A 23,004-nucleotide genomic window follows, 5' to 3' on the forward strand; every position below is an offset into this window, starting at 1 on the left:
GCCTTCTTAAGCCTTGAGCAGGGAGAAACTAATTGTAAAGTTGAAAATACACTACCAGGAATAAAGGAAAAGAGTAAAGAATTTTCTCACTCGTTCATTCTTGGTAGTTTCAAATAAAAACTAAATAAATACTGAAGAATATAAGTATCGTAAATATGGCTTATTTAAGTCTATGTTATGTTCCCGTTATAGGAGTGAATGATATGACCATTGATTATGTTCGTAAACCAGAGTGGCTCAAAATTAAATTAAATACCAATGAAGAGTATACAGGCCTAAAAAAAATGATGCGGGAAAAAAAGCTTCATACGGTCTGTGAAGAAGCAAAATGCCCTAATATTCATGAATGCTGGGCTGTACGCAAAACAGCAACCTTTATGATTTTAGGAAGTGTATGCACACGTGCCTGCCGATTCTGTGCGGTTCAAACAGGGCTTCCTACTGAACTTGATTGGGAAGAGCCAGAACGTGTGGCAGAATCAGTGGAGCAGATGGGCTTAAAGCATGTCGTGATTACGGCTGTTGCCCGTGATGATCTAAAAGACGGCGGAGCTCGAGTTTTTGCTGAGACGGTACGGGCAGTGAGGCGCCGCAATCCGTTTTGCAGCATTGAAGTTCTTCCATCCGATATGAATGGAGAATATGACAACTTAAAAACATTAATGGATGCAAAGCCAGATATTTTAAATCACAACATTGAAACCGTAAAACGGTTATCCCCGAGAGTTCGTGCACGTGCAACATATGAACGTTCTCTTGAGTTTTTAAAACGAGCAAAACAAATGAATGCCAATATTCCAACGAAATCAAGCATTATGATTGGTCTAGGAGAAACAAAAGAAGAAATCATGGAAACGATGGATGATCTTCGGGCTAACGAAGTTGACATTATGACAATTGGTCAATATTTGCAGCCAACCAAACGTCATTTGAGAGTCAAAAAATATTGGAGCCCACAGGAATTCAATGAATTGAAGGAAATTGCCATGTCAAAAGGGTTTAGTCATTGTGAAGCAGGTCCACTCGTTCGTTCTTCCTATCATGCGGATGAACAGGTCCTGGCAGCAAAAGTGAATGTGTAATCATGATATATAAGACATTGGCGAGAAGGAGAGGATTTGATGGTTATCTCATTAACAGAGGCGGCATTGAACAAGATGAAAGCAATGGGGTTGAAGGAAGAACAATCTCCTCGAATCGATGCCGATGTAGCTGGCGGATGCGGACTGTCTGTCAAATTTATTCTTGTTTTTGATGAGCAGCGACGAAATGACACAGTTATTGAATATGGAGGTATTCAATTTCGTATCGACCGTTTTACAAAGCGCTATTTAAATGAAGAAACGCAAATTGATTATACTGATGAACACGGCTTTCTAGTTGGAGAGAGCTTTATCTCAAGTGCATGCGCAATTGACTAACAGGAGGAAGTTTATTTGCAACAATTAGGTACAGAACGAGTAAAAAGAGGTATAGCATAAATGCAAAAAGGCGGCTTCATTATGAATGTCGTGAGCGTTGAGCAGGCAAAAATGGCTAAGAAGCAGTAGCAGTAGCTGTAGTGACTCTTGAGCATGTACCGGCAGACATCCGTGCAGCAGGCGGAGTAGGGTAATTGCGAATTTTTCAACAGGACTTTGTACTGCAATGATAGGTATTGAAATTTTAACATTGAGCCACTCATAACGAATGCAGGAACGTGGTTGGTAGGGTACAAATAGACTGGGAGAGTTCAAGGGAATTTGAGATACTCAATTTACTTATCCTAGTTTTACTATCGGTATTAATGGAAATGGGAACCTTCTTTTCTAAAAGTTGTCATCAAAGAATAGTGTTGATTTCTGGTTGTCAGAGTAGCAGAAAAATGGATATAAAAACTTGTATTCATTTTATGGAGGATACTTAGGATTTCTAGATGAACAAAATTTGATAAATGGTAGAAAGGAAGAAGGTTTATGATTTTGAAAAAGGCACTAGATTTAAGTAAGAATATAGATGACTATAGACAGAATATGTACGAATTGAAAAGGAATAAAGGCATATTTGATTCAGATGTTATAAAAATCAATCATTAATTAAATGGAGAAATTATCATGTTGCAAAAAATGATAGATATCATTCGATCTTCACCAACAGGAACCTTTCGTTATCAGGATTTACTAATATATTGAGCCTGTGAGCACCACTTAAAATATATCAACATTCAACTTTAACAAAGCCTTTCCAAAAGAAAGATACCCAACTAATAGTTATCTTTCAAACAAAAGGACGGAGGAGTCCATCACAAGTTTTGTATATCTTTTTCTGTACTTTTTGTATTTTAAGCATTTCAAATTAAACACAAAAGGAGAGGTATAAGATGATAAAAGAATATGATGTTGTCATCATTGGTGGCGGTACAGGCGGATATGTTGCTGCTATTCGTGCATCTCAATTAGGTTTAAAAGCTGCAGTAGTTGAAAAGGGGAAGCTCGGTGGAACATGCCTTCATGCCGGTTGTATTCCTAGCAAAGCATTATTAAGAAGTGCTGAAGTATATACTACTACAAAAAATGCAGAAGAGTTTGGTGTCATTGCCCCTGAAGTTGGACTGGATTTCTTAAAAGTACAGAAACGGAAAGAAGAAATTACGACTCGATTATTTAAAGGTGTTCAACATTTAATGAAAAAAGGCAAAATTGATGTTTATGAGGGGAAAGGAAGTATTTTAGAGTCAAGAGATGTTTTAGTAGAAATGAACAACGAAGAACGGGAAATCATTCTAAACTCTCGAAATATTTTAATCGCAACAGGATCTCGTCCAAGAACACTCCCCGGTCTAGAAGCGGATGGACAATATGTGATGACATCTGATGAAGCATTGCAAATGGAAGAGCTGCCAAATTCTATTATCATTGTTGGCGGCGGTGTTATTGGAATCGAATGGGCATCGATGCTCGTTGACTTCGGATTAGAAGTAACCGTGATTGAATATGCAGATCACATATTACCGACAGAAGATAAAGATGTTTCAAAGGAACTACAGCGTTTAATGAAGAAAAAAGGCGTCAAAATCGTAACAGGGGCAAAGGTGCTTCCAGAAACGTTAGAAAAAGGTGAGGGTGTTTCAATTAAGGCGGAGCATAAAGGGAAAGAAACGCTATTTACTGCAGATAAATTATTAGTATCCGTCGGGCGATTGCCAAATGTGGAAGGAATTGGAATTGGAAATACTACGATTGAAATGGAGCGCGGTTTTATTCAAACAAATGAGTACTACCAAACAAATGAACTAAACATTTATGCAATCGGTGATGTAATTGGCGGATTGCAGCTTGCTCATGTTGCCTCACATGAAGGAATCATCGCAATTGAACATATGACAGGCGAAAATCCTTCACCACTTGATTCGACTCTTGTTTCAAAATGTGTATACAGCAGACCGGAAGTAGCGAGTGTAGGATTAACCGAGGATGAGGCAAAGGAGAAAGGCTATCGAGTAAAGACAGGGAAATTCTCCTTCCGTGCAATAGGAAAGGCTCTTGTTTTTGGTGAATCAGATGGTTTTGTCAAACTTGTTGTTGAAGAAGAGTCTAATAAGCTATTAGGAGCGCATATGGTTGGGCCGCACGTAACTGATATGATTACAGAAGCAGGTATTGCTCGAGTATTGAATGCAACAGCCATGGATATTGCCCATACGATTCATCCCCATCCAACATTAGCTGAAGCGATTGGTGAAGCAGCATTAGCAGTAGATGGTAAGGAGATTCATGCTTAGAGCTAAGGAAATCGTGCAATAGTATTGTTCTAATGAAAACGCGACTTATGATGAACGTTTTAAATAAATTGTGTTGATACATTCTATTCTGTTATTTTGAAGGCACTTCTCTTTTTAAACATTTTAAGATCAAATTTAAAGAATGGGGGAAGGGTATTGAATACAACAGTAAATCATAACCTAGCCAAATTATTAATTTCTTGTCCAGAAAAGCCTGGTATTATCTCGACTGTAACTAACTTTTTATTAGAACATAAAGCGAATATTGTACATTTTGATCAACATACAACCGATCCACAAGCAGGTAAATTCTTTATGCGTATCGAGTTTGATTTGGAAGATTTCGATTCTTCATTTGAAAAACTTGAACAAGATCTACATGTGTTGGCCCAGAATTATGCTTTAGATTGGACGTTGAGCAGCAAAAAACAGATGAAGCGAATGGCCATCTTTGTTTCTAAAGCGGATCATGCTCTTATGGAACTGATTTGGCGATGGAAATCCAAGGAAATTGAAGTGGAAATTCCCATGGTGATCAGTAATCATGCTGATTTAAAAGAAGTAGTTGAGGGTTATGGCATCCCTTATTATCATATCCCAATGATTAAAGAAAAGAAAGAAGACGCTGAACAAAAGGCATTAGAACTATTGGAAGGGAAAGTAGACTTTATTGTCCTGGCAAGATATATGCAAATTCTTTCCCCTAATTTTATTTCCAAGTTTCCAAATCAAATTATTAACATCCATCATTCTTTCTTACCAGCATTTGTTGGAGCAAATCCTTATGTGAGAGCGTTTAACCGCGGAGTGAAGTTAATTGGAGCAACTGCACACTATGTAACCAATGATCTTGATGAAGGACCCATTATTGAACAAGATGTACAGCGGATAAATCATCGCTATACAGCAGAAGATTTAAAAATTGCCGGACGTCATGTGGAAAGAAGAGTTCTTGCCGAAGCCGTTTCCTGGCATGTTGAAGATAAAGTAATTGTTCATGGTAATAAAACGATTGTTTTTGCATGAGTTGATTTCATTACGAAGTTTCTCGTGCAAGACTATCTTTTCCTTAAAAGCAGTCAAGCACTGTCTCAAAAGTCAAGGCTGCTTTTCATGGTTCACCTGTTTGAATGATCATGCGGTATATGATCTAAAGAGATAAGAAAGAGAAATATGAGGGGATTTTCACAACTAAGTTTAAACTAAGATCATAGGAGATGAGGTCATTGGCAGGAACTGAGCTTTTATCAGATGTCATTAATATGTCTTTAGCTATTCTTTGGATATTGCTCTTTCTTCAAAATAAACGAAAGCGTACGGTAAACTTTGTACATATCATACTCCTTGTTTTTGCACTTGTTATATTACCTATTTCACTTTATCAAGTGATCAATAGTTGGTGGTTTATGTAAACAGGATGATGATGCTTCGTTGTTTATTATCGAAGGTCTTCTCTGCTGTTCATTCAAAGTATCGCACTCTATCTCGTGGGACCCGGATAATTGGAATCATGGTTAAAATAATCAAGTGGCAAATGGAAAAAACAACTTTCACTTGAAAGTCCGGTGAAACCATGAGTATTGTGGCGAAAGATTTACCTATCAACTTTTTATTGATTCTCCTACCCTTATTTTTGGTGAAGATGTTTTAACTCCTAAAATATACAAAGCAATTTGAACAATTAAAGGATTGAAAGATTGCTAATTAATAAAAAACAGAGCTGACCCAAAAAGACACTTAAAATGACCTTTTGAATCAGTCCTATTTTTTGGTTTTGGTGCAAAAATAACCAAACTAAATATTCCTCTTTAATGTAACAAACATTTTGGCTCTTTCTTACTTAAATGCTTTACACTAAAAGATACAAAAGCAAGGAGGAAGAAAAATGGCAGAACATAGTTTTCATTTGAAAGCAACCTGGCCCGGATTACGTAATGATGTTGGAGAAATTGAAACTGGCAATTTAATAACAAAAATCTCTATCCCACCGGAAATGGATGGTCCCGGAATAGGGACCAATCCCGACGAAATGCTTCTTGGCGCAGCAGCAACCTGTTATATTATTACTCTAGCTGCTATGATGGAGCGCAGTCAATTGGATAAGGCCGGTTTAACAATGACGTCAGAAGGAATTGTTGATGTAACCAAAGGCATCATTACGTATAAGAAAATTATCCATCGTCCTGAAATTGTATTGAAACAAAATGCCTCCGACCGAGACAAAAGATTGGTATATATACTTGCTGAGAAAGCAGAAAACTCCTGTATGATTAGTCGGGCAATTCGAGGTAATGTAGAAATTCAATTACAAACAACTGTTAAAATAGTTTCTGAATAATCAATAAGTAAGATTAAAGGTCTCCCGCTAGGTTTTAAACAACTACTATATTGCTGTTATCAATAAAAGTTAAAATTAATTTTCTATATACAAATTTTCCTTATCCTGTTTCTTAATAATATATGGGGCAATAACTAAAGTAACGATTAAGATGATACCAAGGTAACCGATCAATGGGTGAAAATAACTGATTAGGTCGGTAAATCCTGCATAACTTGCCACATATCCGACAACCATAGTGTTGATAAAGATTATTTTAAATTTCTTTGTTTCTGACTCTGCAAAACGAGCTGTAAACGAAAAGAACATTCCAATAGCGGTGTTGTAGATCATCCCAAATATAACTAATGACATCAAAATGCCTAGTATAGGTGATAAATGACTACCAATCCCTAACATAGGCATGTCTAAGGCACCAACTTCTTTGATTTTAGAAAATATAGATAAATGGATTAATATAATAAGTATTCCTAAAACAAGTCCACCAACTAATCCACCTGTTGCAGCTGTTTTGGGACTTTTTTCAGTTCCGCCCATTACAATTGACATCGAAGCTCCTACAGCAACGTTAAATGAAACGTAATTAATACTGGAAATAAACCAGTTTGGCAGTGTAGTAGGTGTTGTTTGTGCTGCTTGGTTAAGTTCTACAAATGTTCCATCTATAGTTACTAAACTATAAATGGATATTAACACAACAATAAATATTAAAAATGGGGTAATGCTTCCAATAATGGAAACGACACGATTTACATTTAATAATCCTGTTAAAATGACTAGTATAGTCATAAGAGTGGAACCAACAAAGTAAGGGAATCCAAACTGTTGATTCAGGTTAGAACCTGCACCGGCAATCATGACAACTCCTACCCCAAATAATGTAAAGATAAGAATATAGTCAATAACTTTTCCAAGGTATCGTCCACTAAGTCTGTATATAACTTCTTTATGTGATGTTGTTTTTGTGTGACTACCCAGCCACATGCCAATATATGAAAAAAGAACTGTTGCCGTAATCGCTCCCAAAATACCCATTAATCCAAAACTAGTAAAGTATTGCAGTACTTCTTGTCCAGAGGCGAATCCAGCACCTACAATTACTCCTATAAAGGCACTTCCGATTCTTAAAATATCTATCACTTTTATCTCTCCTTCTAAATTCATAGAGTCTGATTGTAAGAACAAAAATGGAAGTATTTATTATGCCATTATTCATTTTATTTAAAAGAATAGAAAATTCGTTATGAAGATTAAAAGGAGATTGTTCTTATTCCAATAAGTTGTTAGATATACACCAAAAAGTTGTTGTTGTTTTACAAGAATTAAACACTGATTATTCGAAGACCATCAAAGCAGGAATAGAAAAAGGATTTGATGATTTTAATATAGATGGGAAAGTAATTGCGCCTGATTCACAATATTCAGTTTCAAAACAAATAGTTATGTTGAAAGATGTTCTGAAACAAAATCCAGATGCACTAATCGTCACTTCAATTCAACCATCTGCTACTATTCCCATATTCAAGGAGTATCAAAAAAGATGTATACCGGTAATAATGTTGAATCAAGATGCTCGATGGAAGGATCAAACTACTTTTATTGGGACAGATCATCTTAGATTAGGAAAAAAAGCAGGAGCAATATTATCTTCAATACTGTATCCAGGGGATCAAGTATTGTTTATTGTCGATTCAAAAACTAATTCCGTTGTGAATGACCGGATTAAGGGAGCAAAAGAGGTTTTAGAAAGTGTGGAAATTGAGATTGTCATAGAACAGCTAGGATATGACAAATCTGTGAATTTGAAATCAGAAATGAGTAACATATTGCAAACTTATCCTGATATTAAAGGGGTGTTTGCTACAAATGACATCCTAGCTTTAGATGCACTGAAAGCAATAGAGGAAGAAGAATTAAAGATTCCTGTCATTGGATCGGACGGTACTAAAGGAATGCTGAAAGCTGTTGAAGAGGAGAAGTTAAGTATTACCTTAGCCCAGAATCCTTATGATATGGGGTACTTAAGTGTAGAGCAAGCATTAAAAGCAATTAAGGGAGAACATGTAGACAAAAGGATTGATAGTGGCGTTGATATCGTTACAAAAGATAATGCAAAAACGAGAATGGATTTTTTAACAAAAAATGTATTTAAATGAATATAGGAAATTAACATTTTTATTGTCTATAAAAGTCTAAAGATAATTTATGAACGTAATAGTTTTTATAATTTAATCCTTATTTTCATCTTATTTTGAGTTTTTAGACTATATTCAAAGAAAGGGATTGTAACGAATCATCATTAATTGTAATATATTATTAAATAGTATAACATATTTATATGAATATTGGATAAATAGTATAACATAATAACTCTATGAAACAATTAAGAGGGAAAGGAATAGGAGGTCGGATGTGAATAAGAAGGAAATTGTTTATGTAGTATCTGATTCGGTTGGCGAAACAGCTGAGCTGATGGTAAAAGCAGTTGCATCACAATTTGGGGAAAATGTTGAAATCAAACATATTTCCTATGTAGAGGATATTAAAGATCTTAATAATGTCATTACTGCCGCTAAATATAATAACTCAATCATTGCCTATACGATCGTCATACCGTCTTTAAAGCAATTTCTTGACCAGCGGGCAGGGGAAGCAGGAATAATGGCGATTGATTTAATGAATCCGCTTATGGAAGCATTTATACAAAAATTTAATACGGATCCTGTCAGGCAGCCAAGGCTTATGAGGAAATTAGATGATAACTATTTCCGCAGAGTTGAAGCGGTTGAGTTCGCAGTAAAATATGATGACGGACAAGATGTAAGAGGGTTAAAACATGCAGATATTGTATTAATTGGAGTTTCTAGAACATCAAAGACACCGCTTTCTATGTATTTGGCCCATAAACGATTTAAGGTGGCAAATGTACCTTTAGTACCTGAAATCGCACCTCCTGATGAACTTTTCGATATTCCCAAAAATAAATGTGTTGGTTTAATCATAACACCAGACAAACTGAATGAAATTCGCATGGAGCGATTAAAAAATTTAGGGTTAACAACCCAAGCGAATTATGCGAATTTGGATCGAATCCTTAAAGAATTAGAATATGCTGAGAAAATTATGAAACGAATAGGTTGTCCGGTCATTAATGTTTCAAATAAAGCGATAGAAGAGACGGCTGATTTAATACTAGCAATGTTAAAAAAGAGAGGAGCAGTATTACATGGTTAAATTTGTTTATATGTTTGATGAGGGGAACAGCCAAAAAAAGGAACTTTTAGGAGGTAAGGGGGCTAACTTAGCAGAAATGACCCGAATTGGGTTACCCGTTCCTTATGGTTTTACGATAACAACAGAGACCTGTAACACATATTATGATGCTGGAAAATCGATTTCAACAGAGATCGAATTTCAGGTTTTAGAAGCCCTTAACATTCTTGAAGAAAAAACAGGTAAAAGACTTGGAGATCCATCAAATCCGCTGCTTGTTTCCGTCCGTTCCGGTGCAGTACATTCGATGCCGGGAATGATGGATACAGTTTTAAACCTTGGAATGAATGATGACACTGTGGAGGGGCTCGCAAAGCTTACAAAAAATCCACGTTTTGCATATGACTCTTATCGCAGGTTCATACAAATGTTTAGTGATGTTGTCCTTCATGTGGATGGTTTTTATTTTGAGCAATTTTTAGAGGAAATCAGGGAAGAAAAGGGATATGATTCAGATCCTGAAATGTCTGCAGAAGATTGGCAAGAAGTTATTAAAGGATACAAGGACATTGTTAAAAAGCATGCTAAAAGGACTTTTCCTGAGAATCCAAAGGAGCAGTTATTCCTCTCCATCAGTGCTGTATTTGATTCATGGAACAATCAACGTGCGATTGTATACCGCCGTCTTCAAAAAATTCCTGGTCATCTTGGGACAGCGGTAAACATTCAAAGCATGGTATTTGGTAATATGGGCAACGATTCTGGTACTGGCGTTGCTTTTACACGTAACCCATCTACAGGAGAAGCGAAGCTTTACGGTGAATATTTGATAAATGCTCAGGGAGAGGATGTTGTTGCAGGGATTCGTACTCCCGAGCCAATTGCTACCCTTCAAGATGAAATGCCAGAAGTATATCAGCAGTTTTCCCGGACATGCGAACTTCTTGAAAAGCATTATAAAGACATGCAGGACATTGAGTTTACAATCGAGCGTGGAGAACTTTTTATTCTCCAAACCCGGACGGGTAAAAGAACAGCTCAAGCAGCAATTAGAATAGCGGTTGAATTAGTAAAAGAACAAATTATTAATAAAAAAGAAGCGATTATGCGTGTAGATCCTGATCAGCTTAACCAGCTGCTTCATCGTCGAATTGATGATTCATATGTACGGAAACAGTTGGCTAAAGGTCTGCCAGCTTCGCCTGGAGCAGCAACTGGGCAAGTCGTATTTGATGCAGATGATGCAGAAAGATTAGCAAAAGATGAATTAAAGGTTATTCTTGTTCGCCCAGATACGACACCTGACGATATTCATGGAATTGTAGCGGCTGGTGCAACGGTTACTAGCCGTGGAGGAATGACAAGCCATGCTGCAGTTGTTGCAAGGGGGATGGGAAAGGCTTGTATATGTGGCTGTGAAGCATTAAAAATTGATTTGAAATCAAAGCAGTTTAAAGTAGGAGATACGATCGTTAATCAGGGAGATATTATTACAATTGATGGTTCAACTGGTGAAATCTTCTTAGGTGAGATTCCAATGATCGAGCCACAGCTTTCAGACGAGTTTCAATTGTTACTTAGCTGGGCTGATGAGGAAAGAAAGCTTGGCGTAAGAGCAAATGCCGACAATCCAGAGGATGCTAAAAAAGCTTTTGAATTTGGAGCTGGCGGAATCGGATTGTGCCGTACAGAGCATATGTTTATGGATGCGAATCGTATCTCAATTGTTCAGGATATGATCCTTGCTGAAACATATGAGGAGAGAGAAAGCGCTCTCACTAAGCTATTGCCAATGCAACAAGAGGATTTTGTGGGAATCTTTGAAGCTATGCAAGGGCATCCTGTAACCATTCGTTTATTAGATCCTCCTCTCCACGAGTTTTTGCCGGATAAGGAAGAACTGCTGGTTGAAGTGACAAAACTACAGATCACAGATCCACATTCGAAAGAATTAAAAGATAAGGAACATCTTTTAAGAAAGGTACGTCAATTAGATGAATTTAATCCAATGCTGGGGCATCGTGGCTGCCGACTGGGAATGATTTTTCCAGAAATTTACGTCATGCAGGCAAAAGCAATCTTTTATGCCATTTCGGAAATGATGGAAAAAGGACTGGACGTAAAACCAGAAATTATGATTCCTTTGGTTGGTCATGTAAATGAGTTAAAAGAAATGCGTCAATTGGTCATTAATGCTGGGCAGCAAGTTAAGGAAGAAACAGGACAAGAATTTGATTATCTGATAGGTACGATGGTTGAAATTCCGCGAGCAGCCTTAACAGCTGACCAAATTGCCGGGGAGGCGGACTTTTTCTCCTTTGGAACAAATGATTTAACGCAAACTACATTTGGATTTAGTCGTGATGATGCAGAGGGTAAGTTCCTCCAAGCCTATATTGAAAACAAAGTTCTGCCAGAAAACCCATTTGTTTCACTTGATCAAGAAGGTGTAGGCAAACTTGTAGAAACCGGCGTAAAACTAGGTAGAGAAACAAAACCAGAGTTAAAAACAGGAATTTGCGGAGAACATGGAGGAGAAAAAAATTCGATACAATTCTGCCATAGAGTAGGATTGGATTACGTAAGCTGTTCACCATACCGTGTACCTCTTGCACGACTTGCAGCAGCTCAAGCTAATATTAAACATGAACAAAAACAGTTTGTAAATGAACTTCAAGCTCAAATATAAAAATGATGACGGGGCAAGCATTTTTAAAGGGTTCTGTTTTAAGGTCAATATAGTTAAATGACATTGAAAATGGCGTGTAAACTGGTAACAGTTTTAGCACGTCATTTTTTTATATTATGTGAGCTAAATGATAATAGAAATTCAGTTGGTCTTTCTTTAACAAATGCTAGCTTTTAGCATAATAAGAATTAAAAGGCATTTAAGAGGAAAATAAAAATTTGCGATTTACTGTATTTTAAGGTTATTGTGATTTACATTGTTTATTTTTTAATGAGTGAAGGCCAAGTATTGCATGATAATTGCTACTTAGCCTATTTTGTTTTTAAAGAAATATTCGTTAATCCTCAATATGATCCACTCGATACTTTACGGTAATCAATTCTCATTCATGACACCTACTTTTATCCAATCTTTCTCTCTAATCACAGCATCTTTAGACCAATCAATAGGCATTTCTTGATCTGTAATAACACAATCGATTGAGGAGAATGACCCTATATGAAAAAGAGCCTTTTGATTAATTTTGGAAGAATCAGTTACAACATAAACATGTCTTGATCTCTTCATCATAATAGAAGATGCAGTTGCTTCATCAATATTGTAATCACATATTCCTTCCTTGCTGATTCCTCCACATGAAATAAACGCTTTATCAAAATAAAAGTGCTCTAATAAATGATTCGTTAATGATCCAGTAATTGAACGTTGCAGGGGATCAGTCGTTCCACCAAGTACGATTACTTTACCATCAAATAATTGATTTTCTAATCGATTATTTAGGATTTCGGCTGCTGCTAAAGAGTTGGTTACAATCGTAACATTTTTTACGTTTTTAATTGAACTCGCAATATGAAGGGTTGTTGTCCCTACATCTAGAGCAACTGTTTCTCCATTCATAATGAAAGTTGCGGCAGCTTCCCCTATCAATTTTTTTTGATTATGAGAGATGCCGACTTTTTTATTAAAATGAGGTTCTTTAATCAAACCAAAATATTGAATAGCTCCACCATGAATTCTGCGTAATTTCTTTTTCTCCTCAAGCACGCTTAAATCTTTTCGAATCGTTTCAGGTGTTACGTTTAATTTTGCTGCTAAATCTACTACATTAATTTTATTTTTTATCTCAAGTTCTCTAATGATTGCTCTATACCTTTCTGCAATTAAAGACTTATTCATTTTATCCTCCCAATGCCTCAATCATTTTGTTTTGTTTTGTTTTAATCAATTATAGAAACCAAATATAAAAAAAAGACTACGAAAATATTAAGTTTTGTAAATGAAACAAAAATGGTAAGTGAAACAAAATCAAAAAACCTCTTTTTTATCGATCTTTTCTACTAAAAATTTGAGTGTTTTCTTTAATAAATGCGATTAGTGTGGTTTCTTTGGTTTATTTGTTTTCTGTTTTTTCTTTGTTTTTTTTACTTATCTTTCTAGCATGATTAATAATCTATCAATATTTTTTTTCTATGATGAATAAGTAGATTACAGGGAGATGGCGGCAGTTCAATTTTAAATAATGATTGCTAGTTTTTGAATTTCCCTCTTTTTTTCTCTTTTCGATTGCTAGGTTCTATTCATTTTAAAAAATTGGAGGTAATTTTTATGAGTAATCAGGATCAAAACAAAGGGCTGGACAGAAGGAGTTTTTTGAAAATAGGAGGAATGAGTACGCTAGCGTTAACAGCTGCGTCTGCTGGATTGCCGGGAGATTTATTTACGAACAAAGCACATGCAGAAAAACTAGAAAATACTAAACTTCAATTCAACTCAGATGGAAAGTTTAAAGTCGTACAATTTAACGATACTCAAGATGATGAACGTATTGATCGCAGAACACTTGAACTTATGGAGAAAGTTCTTGACTCAGAAAAGCCGGACTTTGTTGTTCTTAACGGTGACAATATATCTGGAGGCTGTGATACGGAATTAGAAATGAAACAAGCCCTAAATAATGTAGCACAACCGATGGAAAAAAGAGGGATTAAATGGGCAGTTACGTTTGGAAATCATGATGAAGATTCCTCTTCTAAGAGCGGAATGGTCGAGGAGGACATGCTGAAGTTCTATATGCAGTACAAATATAATATGAACGAGCCTGGAGAAAAAGGTCTTACTGGAACAGGGAATATGAACCTGTTAATTAAGAAATCGAAAGGTAATAAAGCCGCATTTAACCTTTGGCTTCTTGATAGTGGTAGATATGCTCCTGCACAAATAGCTGGGCAAGATTTTAAAGGATACCCGACATGGGACTGGCTCCGTTTTAATCAAGTTAATTGGTATTATGAGAAATCTAAGAAAATTGAAAAGCAATACGGGTATAAAGTACCTTCGCTCGTGTTCATTCATATCCCTCTTTGGGAACATCGCTTCATGTGGTATGGCAGTGTGGATAGTAGAACAGCAGCAAATCATGAATTGGCAGTGGCAAAGCATCAAATAGTAGGTGAAAGAAATGAAGATGAATGTCCAGGACCGGTTAACGGCGGCTTGTTTTCTGCTATGTTAGATAGGGGAGACGTTAAAGGCGTTTTCTGCGGGCATGATCATATTAACACCTATTGTGGTAACTATTATGGAATTTTGCTTGGATATGCTGGAAACACAGGTTTCGGTACGTATGGTCTTTCTGGTGCTGATAGGAATAGACTTCGTGGAGCAAGAGTATTCAATTTAGATGAAAATAAAGAGGATGTTCTTGTCGAAACTCACATGGTTTTTGCAAAGGATTATGGAATTGATTTAACAGCGAACGATCAAAGTATGAATCCTTTACCATTAAATAGTGGAGAAAAGGAAATAGTGATACAAGGGTAAATATCATTCATCTATCCGTTTTAATCGTTTGAAAATATATTTTTATGGAGGAAACAACATGTTACAAAATATTGGAGTACCTGGACTTATATTAATATTAATTATTGCTCTCATTATATTTGGTCCATCCAAGTTACCTGAAATTGGTCGTGCATTTGGGAATACATTAAGAGAATTTAAAAGCTCAGCAAAGGATTTAATGTCAGAGGAAAAAGAAGATCGTGGTCAATCTAAGTAAAAATGTCGAAGATGTAGGTTAAAGCTTACATCTTCCTCTTATTTCTAAAGGGAAGAAGGAAGATCCTTATATGAAAAATCAAGAGTTAACGTTAGTTAATCACCTTGGAGAATTAAGGAAACGAATCATCATTACATTACTCGCCTTTATCTTATTTATATTTGGTGCCTTCATTTTTGTGAAGGACATTTATGAGTGGCTTATTCGCGATCTTAATCGTGATTTAGCCGTTTTAGGACCGAGTGAAATTCTTTGGGTATATTTTATGATTTCAGGAGTATGTGCGATCGCGCTTACCATACCAATTGCTGCACATCAAACGTGGTTATTTGTAAGACCAGGACTAACGAAAAAAGAACGAAAAATAACATTAGCCTACATTCCTGGATTGTTTACTTTGTTTATTACAGGACTTTCATTCGGTTATTTTGTCGTGTATCCACTTGTTCTTAACTTTTTATTATCCTTATCTATAGGGCAGTTTGAAACCATGTTTACGGCCGAAAAGTATTTTAAATTTATGATTAACTTAACGCTGCCGTTTGGATTTCTATTTGAAATTCCAATCATTGTTATGTTCCTTACTTCTATAGGTGTCATTAATCCGATGCTTCTTTCTAAGGCTAGAAAGCTGTCGTACTTTTTACTGACCCTCATAGCTATTTTCATAACTCCACCCGATATCATTTCAGATATATTGGTTATCGTACCACTATTCATTTTATATGAATTTAGTGTCACATTGTCTAAAATCGTCTATCGAAAAAAAATCAAAAAACAATCAAATCGTACAATTATTCCAATAAAAAAACCGTCATAATCAAATAAAATAACGGCAGGTTTTACATAAATAGATATAGGATTTACAAGTCAAGCAGCTAGAGTATAAATATATTGTCAGTTGATGTTATGTTGATTTCAACAAATTCTTACATCGTTTCTACAATTGTGATGATTTTATGATAAAAACTCTGATCAGATGAATGATAGAAGTCTATATTCCGCAATCCCTCTATTAGTTGGGGAGGCATATTATTAGCTGGTGCCGGCATCTTATCTAAACAGCCGGTAATTGCAATGGTTTTGAACTTTTATAACCAGAGGATGAAAGGTTTATTGTTGGGGAAAATACACCTGAAAGGAGTGTAATAGATGAAAAAACAAAAAAACTCAACTGATAAACCAACAATTGCAGAAGGAATGAATACTGAAGATGAATTGCAAAAAGATGCCACCCCAGAGGAAATTTCTAGAGGAGAGTATACAAACGTAACTACCCTCTCTTTAGATGAAAATGATCCAAGCTAACTTATTTTAGGACGAATTTTTATTACACCGTTTATTGAAAACGGTGTTTTTATTTATTTTTATTGATTACTTATTATAAATAAAAAAGCTTTTAAAAGCCTACTTAGCATGCGGTTTCCTATAATGATGATTATGTTGCGACAAGAAGTCGCTTTTATATAGTCTGGCTCACGCTGCTAGTTTAGACGCAAAAACTATCCTTGTCCAAAACTGTGGGACTGGTATAGGGCTCGTGCGTTACATGCGTAAATAGTGGAAACAGATAGTCAGTGCACGACTCGGAACACTGCTATGGAAGATCAGTAGGTTAAAGATAGTGCACAGAGATTTGCTTGGGTATTGGCAAGAAGAAAAGTAGATTCATAAAGCGGCTGTGAGCGTCCCGTATCTTGCCCGGAGTAAAGAACCATAACCTCATTGTATCTATAAAAAGATTAGAGGGACCCGTTATTTTTGAGTAAAAAAGTAGAAAAAGAACATGGCTATCATAGACGGTCTTTTTGCGCAATAAGAAAACCACCTTCTTTATCATGAATGATAATATTTAATAATTTTCTTGTATTTCGAACTGCGAAAATGAAATTCTAATGTCGTCTTTTTCCATTGTGTCCTTGCCTACTTTTTTTATTTCATCAATACTAGTCAATTGAAATAATCTGCTATACTCACTATTGCCTTTCTAAACTAGCCTATAAACCACTTTTTTATACTTAAAGTCGATATGGATATATTTAAATACTCCACCCGAGTAAGTAAAATGGGTGGAGGTAATTATGCAATATCATGACATTATTGTCTTAACTTTGGTACCGATTGAATTACTGTTCGCGAAATTTAAAATACCCATTTTTAAATTGTTTTGGTGTTACTCTTTCAATTTTTTTAAATACTTTTATAAAATGGCTTTGGTCATGAAAATTTAGGAGACTGGAAATATCTGAAGAAGAATAGCTAGTATAAGTCAATAAGTTTTTTGCTTCGTTTACCTTGACCTCATGGATATATTGACGAAGCGAAATTCCAACTTCTTTTTTAAATAGTACTGAAAGATAATTCGGATTCATTGAAGTTAAATCAGCTAGTTGTGTTAGGGTTATATCTTCGTATAGATGAGTAAATATATAATTTTGACACATGTTAATTGGTTTGGAATATTTATATTTTTTGCTATGTGCAACTCTTTCTGCGAACTCTAATAAGGCACTTTCCGTTAATTTGGTGACTTCCTTGCTCTCGTTTAATTCCTCAAGTTTCTGTATAAATAAATCACTAAGGTTGTAGGCAATTTCTTGAAAAAGTCCGCCCTCTACTGCAGCTCTTGTGGCGAGTGCGATGATTGAGATACCTAGATTTTTTTGGCTCCGTAAATAACTAGTTTTCGAAAGTATTCCTAATTTCCCCTGTTTAAGAATGGCATGAAAAGTTTCTCTTAGTTCATCCTTTCTCCCCATTTTTACACAATCCAAAATTTTCCTTTCAACTGAAATGTCCGTATGAACTTTGTTATTTTGAAGTTGTTCAGTTATATGTATGTCTGGTTGTTCTATATCATCTTCTTCTCTTTCCATTATTTCATTATTTTTTAAGATATCTACCAATTCTAATTTTTGTTGATAAACCATGTAGTGAAGGACCATGCTTAAATTAATAAAATCATAATTATTTAAAACGGGAATTTGCTTATAATAATGGATCATTTCTTCCTTGGTTGCTATTATATTATGATCTCTAAAGAGGCCATTAATGGTTTCTTCTGTCATCCTAAAATTCATAACAGGACCAACTGCGATCGTTCCGATAAATTGATCATTTGAATAGATACTGATTGAGAAATACTTTTCAAGGTATTTAGATTCCTTAAGTATTGGGACACGATAAGTAGTAGTACCTGAAAATAGTTGAACTATTATAGCCTCATGTGAGGGATACAACGGATTACGAGAAAAATCGGTTAATATCTCATATACTAAATTCCCCTTTTTATCAAATAAGAAGATTGGTATTTTATGCAAGTTAAATACTAATCTACAAATATATTGTAAACCTTCAAGTGAGTTAAGCATTTTTAAACCCCCTAGAACAAGTAAATGTAATTGAAAATTATGTGTAATTTTTACTTTTTATCTGTAAAACATACCATAATGTTATAAAAATAAAAACTATAATCATTTTAAGAAATCGGTTTCAAAAGTTTAGTAGAGATTAATATCCTAGGTAAAAAGGAAGAACGGGGGAGTCAACAAATATGTTATACCCAATTATAACTGAAACACGTAGTGTCATTGACTTAAATGGTATCTGGCGGTTTAAAGTGGATAAAGGTGAAGGACTTCATGAAAAGTGGTATAAAAACGGATTAACAGACTCGATCAGTATGGCTGTACCATCTTCTTTTAATGATGTTGGTGTTACTGGTGATATTCGTAATCATGTTGGTTTGGTATGGTACGAGCGAGAATTTATTGTTCCAGAACTATTTTCAACAGAGCGTATTGTTCTTCGATTCGGATCAGCCACACATAAAGCAAAAGTATATATCAATGGGGAGCTAGTAATTGAGCATAAAGGTGGATTTTTACCATTTGAAGCAGAGCTTAACGAATACTTGCAGAGTGGAAAGAATCGATTAACTGTTGCGGTTGATAATATATTAGATGAAACAACTTTACCTGTTGGTTTTTACAAAGAACGTGAGGTTGAAGGTATAGGGAAAGTAATAAGGAATCAACCAAATTTTGATTTTTTTAACTATGCTGGTCTGCATCGACCAGTAAAGGTATATACAACACCGAAAACATTTTTACAGGATGTTGCTGTTGTTACTGATACTGATGGGACTGTTCAATATAAAGTTGATATTGTTGGGAATGCAGAAGTAACAGTGAGTGCTATAGACGAAAGTGGTTTAACTGTAGCGTCAGCATCAGGGGAAGAAGGATCTCTTTATATATCAAACGTAAAACTGTGGGAACCTTTAAATGCATATCTTTATACATTAAAAATCGAACTTATTAAAGATGGTAAGGTGGTTGATGTATATGAACAGCCATTTGGTGTACGTTCAGTAGAAATAAAAGATGGTAAGTTCCTAATTAACAATAAACCATTTTATTTTAAAGGATTCGGTAAACATGAAGATACTGCAATTCACGGCAGAGGATTTGACGAAGCTGCAAATGTCATGGATTTCAACTTAATGAAATGGATTGGTGCAAATTCCTTCCGTACTGCACACTATCCGTATTCAGAGGAAATCATGCGTTTGGCAGACAGTGAAGGTATTGTTGTGATTGATGAGACTCCAGCTGTTGGTGTTCATTTAAATTTTGCTGCTACTTTCTTTGGTGGAAGGGAGTTTCGTAATACATGGGAACATATTGGAACATACGACCATCATTGCCAGGTAATTAAAGATTTAATTGCACGGGATAAAAATCATCCGAGTGTTGTTATGTGGTCTATTGCAAACGAACCAGCTTCAGAGGAGGAAGGTGCTCGTGAATATTTTGAGCCTCTTGTGAATTTGGCAAAAGAAATTGATCCGCAGAAGAGGCCTGTTACAATCGTAACTCATGTAGAGTCAAGCCCAGAAAAATGTCAGATCGCTGAAATTGTCGATATACTTGCCTTAAATCGTTACTATGGATGGTATATCGAAGGTGGTGAATGGGATATCGTCAAAGCATATCTTGGGAAAGAACTGGACGGCTGGAGAAAACGATGCCCTGGAAAACCAATTATGTTCACAGAGTATGGTGCAGATACGATAGCAGGTTTGCATGATGTTGACCCTGTTATGTTTACAGAAGAATTTCAGGTTGAATTCTACCGTTCAAGTCATGAAGTTTTTGATGAATATAAGGAATTTATTGGTGAGCAAGTGTGGAACTTTGCTGATTTTGCTACAAGTCAAGGAATAGTGCGTGTTCAAGGTAATAAAAAAGGTATTTTCACCCGTGATCGTAAACCAAAGGCTGTTGCACACCATTTAAGAGAGCGTTGGAAAGAAATACCGGACTTTGGTTATAAAGGTTAAAAGACAAACGGTTACACAAAGTCAAAGTACTGGTTAAGCCAACACTTTGACTTTGTAAATAATATAGCTTGAATTTTAGATTTTAATGAAAGGGCTTTCTTGATAAGGAATATTCCAACTTTTTATATCTTTAAATGAGATCGCTTAATTTAATAAGGGGGTAGGGATTATGTCAAATTCAACGAATAATAAAGCAAAACTATGGCAAGTTGCCTTTTTTACGCTAAACAACACATCCACGAATCTTCACGCTTTTATACTAGGGTTTGTTACTTATTATGCTACAGGGATTGCAGGACTTGCTGTGATGATAATCAGTTCGGTTTTAATGGCAGCACGGCTATTCGATGGAATAATTGATCCGGCCATTGGATATATCATTGATAAGACTGAGTCTAAGTTTGGTAAGTTTACACCGTTAATTATAGTAGGAAATATTATTTCTGCTGGTACTATCGTTATTATCTTTAGTGTTACTCATTTATTGCCAGAATCGGTGCAGTTCATTTTCTTTACGGCTATGTTGATTATCAACAAAATTGGTTATTCATTACAATGCAGTGTTACAAAAGCTGGTCAAACTGTATTAACAAATAATCCAAAACAGCGTCCGCTTTATGCAATTTTTGATAGTGTTTATAACATTGGAGTTTTCACTGGGGGACAAATTTTTGTTTCAAACTATCTAGTACCCAAACACGGAAATTTTACTTTATCTTTATTTACAGAATTGAATATGTATGGACTTATTATTTCCGGGATATGTGCACTGTTCGCTATCGTAGGTATTTGGGCAAAAGATAAGAAGGAATACTATGGTTTAGCAGAAGAGGGAACAAAAACTACTTTACGTGAGTATTGGGGCGTTATTAAAGGAAACAGGCCGTTACAGATGCTTTCAATTTCCGCATCATTTGATAAATTAGCAATGAGCATTAATCGTTATTCTGTAGTAGGCGTGATGTTGTTTGGTATTTTACTAGGGGATTATACGCTAAGTGGTACAATTGGTATGATTACAATTATTCCAACTTTATTTATTACATTCTATATTGTTAGCATCGCTAGAAAGACAGGTTTAAAAAAGTCATATGTTATTTCAGCATGGATCGGAATACTAGGCTTTGCGGGCTTAATTGTTCTATTTTTACTAATAGATAATCCGTCAACAATCTCACTTAAGAGTATTGGAGTTTCGACTGTCTTATTCTTAATTCTATATTCAGTAGCGATAGGCTTTGCCAATATTCCAACAACATTAGTTGTTCCAATGATCGCCGATGTATCAGACTATGAAACACATAAATCAGGACGTTACGTACCAGGGATGATGGGAACGATTTTCTCTTTTATTGATCAGCTTGTTTCATCTTTAGCACCTACTATAGTTGGTGCTGTTGTCGGAATTATTGGTTACAAGTCACAATTTCCTGAAGTTGGAGATTCATTAACCACACCATTGTTTGTTACAACATTAGTATTAGCATTTGGTTTACCAGCTCTTTGCTTGATCGTATCAATTATAGCAATGAAGTTCTATCATCTTGATGCTAAGAGAATGGAAGACATTCAAAAGGGAATTGCACAAATTAAATCAAATGTAAACAAAGACGATATTGCTGCATTATAAGAATGAAAATGAAAACGCTTCTAACTCCTGGTAATTAATATTTCCAGGAGTTTTATTACGTTTGGAAGGAATAAGATAGCAAAATTAGGTTCTTAACAGGGGAAGTTTGTTAATATAAAATACAGGATTATATTGTTTTTTTAATTCTTCTGTGAAAAACATAGCAGAAATAAAACAATACCCTAACCGTATTTGTGCAAAGAGGAAGAATTATATCAATTCCTCTATGGATCTATCAAATAAGCTTACATAAGAAGACTTATCTTCTATATTGTAAGATAAACTCTTATTTTCTATGTTCCTTGAATGTTCAATTTACGTATTTAATTAAAGTTTATGTGGGAAAATAAAACGAAAAGTTGTCCCAACACCTACCTCACTTTCAACTCGAATAATTCCATTCATTGCTTTGACAATGCTGTTTACTACCATCATCCTAAGTCCCGTTCCTTTTGAACCTTTAGTTGAATAGTAAGGTTCACCAAGTCTATCTACCTGTTCTTTTGTCATTCCGACTCCATTGTCTTTTACAATTATTAATATATCTTTTTTGACATTCTCAATTTGGATACTTAACTGACCACCACGTAGCATTGACTAAACTATTAAAGCTTTAGATGAAGTAAGTAAACAACGTTCTGCTGTAGCACGTGGTGATGAAGGTTTAATTATTAACTATATCCCGAATACCCATGAAGAAAGAGATGAAGCTGGTATTACTACTTTAGACGTGTCAGAAGCAGTAGATTATTATAGAACTCCCAGAGGATATCATCCAAATTCACAAAATAAGCAAAGGTTTACAAGTATTGATAAAACGATGTCGTATGATGCTTTTCACCTAGCAGATCAATTGCTTACACAACCATATATCTAGTTATACCAAAAAAGGTTGTGTTTTATTGATCTATGTAAAATCTATGTAAGTCCCCAATAATCTATGTTCCATTATGATGAACATATTAGTAACTA

19 protein-coding genes and 1 pseudogene are annotated in these 23,004 nt (G+C 35.4%); 16 read left to right on the plus strand and 4 right to left on the minus strand.

Annotation, left to right across the window (positions count from 1 at the left end; genetic code table 11):
* Nucleotides 1-203: 203 nt before the first annotated feature.
* From lipA to GMB29_RS06105, 7 genes and pseudogenes are all read left to right on the plus strand, one after another.
* Nucleotides 204-1,082: a lipoyl synthase gene (gene lipA / locus GMB29_RS06075; protein WP_136355312.1), complete on the plus strand. Its 879-nt coding sequence runs from the start codon at nucleotides 204-206 to the stop codon at nucleotides 1,080-1,082.
* Nucleotides 1,083-1,121: 39 nt separating this feature from the next.
* A complete protein-coding gene (locus GMB29_RS06080) occupies nucleotides 1,122-1,421 on the plus strand; it encodes a HesB/IscA family protein (protein ID WP_136355314.1) in 300 nt (99 codons plus the stop codon).
* A 60-nt stretch (nucleotides 1,422-1,481) separates the two neighbouring features.
* A pseudogene (locus GMB29_RS06085) lies at nucleotides 1,482-1,609 on the plus strand (pyridoxal 5'-phosphate synthase lyase subunit PdxS); the annotation flags it as partial.
* Nucleotides 1,610-2,359: 750 nt separating this feature from the next.
* On the plus strand, nucleotides 2,360-3,760 hold the full coding sequence (lpdA, locus tag GMB29_RS06090; protein WP_136355316.1) for a dihydrolipoyl dehydrogenase: 1,401 nt from the start codon (nucleotides 2,360-2,362) through the stop codon (nucleotides 3,758-3,760).
* Nucleotides 3,761-3,916: 156 nt separating this feature from the next.
* Nucleotides 3,917-4,786 (plus strand): formyltetrahydrofolate deformylase, encoded by an 870-nt coding sequence (gene purU / locus GMB29_RS06095; RefSeq protein WP_136355318.1) that lies wholly within the window; start codon nucleotides 3,917-3,919, stop codon nucleotides 4,784-4,786.
* A 200-nt stretch (nucleotides 4,787-4,986) separates the two neighbouring features.
* Nucleotides 4,987-5,172, plus strand: a complete 186-nt coding sequence (locus GMB29_RS06100) for a hypothetical protein (RefSeq protein WP_136355320.1) — start codon at nucleotides 4,987-4,989, stop codon at nucleotides 5,170-5,172.
* A gap of 473 nt (nucleotides 5,173-5,645) precedes the next feature.
* The gene (locus tag GMB29_RS06105; protein WP_136355322.1) at nucleotides 5,646-6,098 is read left to right on the plus strand and encodes an OsmC family protein; all 453 of its coding nucleotides are present in this window, start codon (nucleotides 5,646-5,648) and stop codon (nucleotides 6,096-6,098) included.
* Between the two features lie 75 nt (nucleotides 6,099-6,173).
* Here GMB29_RS06105 and GMB29_RS06110 read toward each other — a convergent pair whose 3' ends face one another.
* On the minus strand, nucleotides 6,174-7,238 hold the full coding sequence (locus GMB29_RS06110) for a YkvI family membrane protein (RefSeq protein ID WP_136355324.1): 1,065 nt from the start codon (nucleotides 7,236-7,238) through the stop codon (nucleotides 6,174-6,176).
* A 140-nt stretch (nucleotides 7,239-7,378) separates the two neighbouring features.
* On the opposite strand from GMB29_RS06110, the gene GMB29_RS06115 reads away from it, so the two are divergent.
* The 3 genes from GMB29_RS06115 (at nucleotide 7,379) to ppdK (ending at nucleotide 12,000) form a co-directional block, all read left to right on the plus strand.
* A complete protein-coding gene (locus tag GMB29_RS06115) occupies nucleotides 7,379-8,254 on the plus strand; it encodes a sugar ABC transporter substrate-binding protein (protein ID WP_136355326.1) in 876 nt (291 codons plus the stop codon).
* Between the two features lie 256 nt (nucleotides 8,255-8,510).
* Nucleotides 8,511-9,332 (plus strand): pyruvate, water dikinase regulatory protein, encoded by an 822-nt coding sequence (locus GMB29_RS06120; protein WP_136355328.1) that lies wholly within the window; start codon nucleotides 8,511-8,513, stop codon nucleotides 9,330-9,332.
* On the plus strand, nucleotides 9,325-12,000 hold the full coding sequence (gene ppdK / locus GMB29_RS06125) for a pyruvate, phosphate dikinase (RefSeq protein WP_136355330.1): 2,676 nt from the start codon (nucleotides 9,325-9,327) through the stop codon (nucleotides 11,998-12,000). The genes GMB29_RS06120 and ppdK overlap by 8 nt, the downstream gene beginning before the upstream one ends.
* A 375-nt stretch (nucleotides 12,001-12,375) precedes the next feature.
* Here ppdK and GMB29_RS06130 read toward each other — a convergent pair whose 3' ends face one another.
* Nucleotides 12,376-13,176, minus strand: coding sequence for a DeoR/GlpR family DNA-binding transcription regulator (locus GMB29_RS06130; RefSeq protein ID WP_136355332.1), 801 nt, complete (start codon nucleotides 13,174-13,176; stop codon nucleotides 12,376-12,378).
* Nucleotides 13,177-13,605: 429 nt separating this feature from the next.
* On the opposite strand from GMB29_RS06130, the gene GMB29_RS06135 reads away from it, so the two are divergent.
* From GMB29_RS06135 to GMB29_RS26905, 4 genes are all read left to right on the plus strand, one after another.
* Nucleotides 13,606-14,820 (plus strand): metallophosphoesterase family protein, encoded by a 1,215-nt coding sequence (locus GMB29_RS06135; RefSeq protein ID WP_136355334.1) that lies wholly within the window; start codon nucleotides 13,606-13,608, stop codon nucleotides 14,818-14,820.
* Between the two features lie 58 nt (nucleotides 14,821-14,878).
* Nucleotides 14,879-15,058 carry a twin-arginine translocase TatA/TatE family subunit gene (tatA, locus tag GMB29_RS06140; protein ID WP_136355336.1) on the plus strand — a complete coding sequence of 60 codons (180 nt, stop codon included), beginning with the start codon at nucleotides 14,879-14,881 and terminating at the stop codon, nucleotides 15,056-15,058.
* 70 nt (nucleotides 15,059-15,128) lie between these two features.
* Nucleotides 15,129-15,878 (plus strand): twin-arginine translocase subunit TatC, encoded by a 750-nt coding sequence (tatC, locus tag GMB29_RS06145; RefSeq protein ID WP_136355338.1) that lies wholly within the window; start codon nucleotides 15,129-15,131, stop codon nucleotides 15,876-15,878.
* Nucleotides 15,879-16,210: 332 nt separating this feature from the next.
* Entirely contained in the window at nucleotides 16,211-16,366 is a 156-nt protein-coding gene (locus GMB29_RS26905) for a hypothetical protein (protein ID WP_168733883.1), read from the plus strand.
* Between the two features lie 818 nt (nucleotides 16,367-17,184).
* On the opposite strand, the gene GMB29_RS06150 is transcribed toward GMB29_RS26905, so the two are convergent.
* Nucleotides 17,185-18,429 (minus strand): helix-turn-helix domain-containing protein, encoded by a 1,245-nt coding sequence (locus tag GMB29_RS06150; protein ID WP_136355340.1) that lies wholly within the window; start codon nucleotides 18,427-18,429, stop codon nucleotides 17,185-17,187.
* A 182-nt stretch (nucleotides 18,430-18,611) separates the two neighbouring features.
* On the opposite strand from GMB29_RS06150, the gene uidA reads away from it, so the two are divergent.
* Entirely contained in the window at nucleotides 18,612-20,402 is a 1,791-nt protein-coding gene (gene uidA, locus GMB29_RS06155) for a beta-glucuronidase (protein WP_136355342.1), read from the plus strand.
* Between the two features lie 169 nt (nucleotides 20,403-20,571).
* Nucleotides 20,572-22,032 (plus strand): MFS transporter, encoded by a 1,461-nt coding sequence (locus GMB29_RS06160; protein WP_136355344.1) that lies wholly within the window; start codon nucleotides 20,572-20,574, stop codon nucleotides 22,030-22,032.
* Between the two features lie 327 nt (nucleotides 22,033-22,359).
* Here GMB29_RS06160 and GMB29_RS06165 read toward each other — a convergent pair whose 3' ends face one another.
* Nucleotides 22,360-22,626 carry an ATP-binding protein gene (locus GMB29_RS06165; RefSeq protein ID WP_136355346.1) on the minus strand — a complete coding sequence of 89 codons (267 nt, stop codon included), beginning with the start codon at nucleotides 22,624-22,626 and terminating at the stop codon, nucleotides 22,360-22,362.
* Nucleotides 22,627-23,004: the final 378 nt, after the last annotated feature.

It is taken from the genome of Metabacillus sediminilitoris (assembly GCF_009720625.1).
In the GTDB taxonomy this organism is placed as follows: Bacteria; Bacillota; Bacilli; order Bacillales; family Bacillaceae; genus Metabacillus; species Metabacillus sediminilitoris.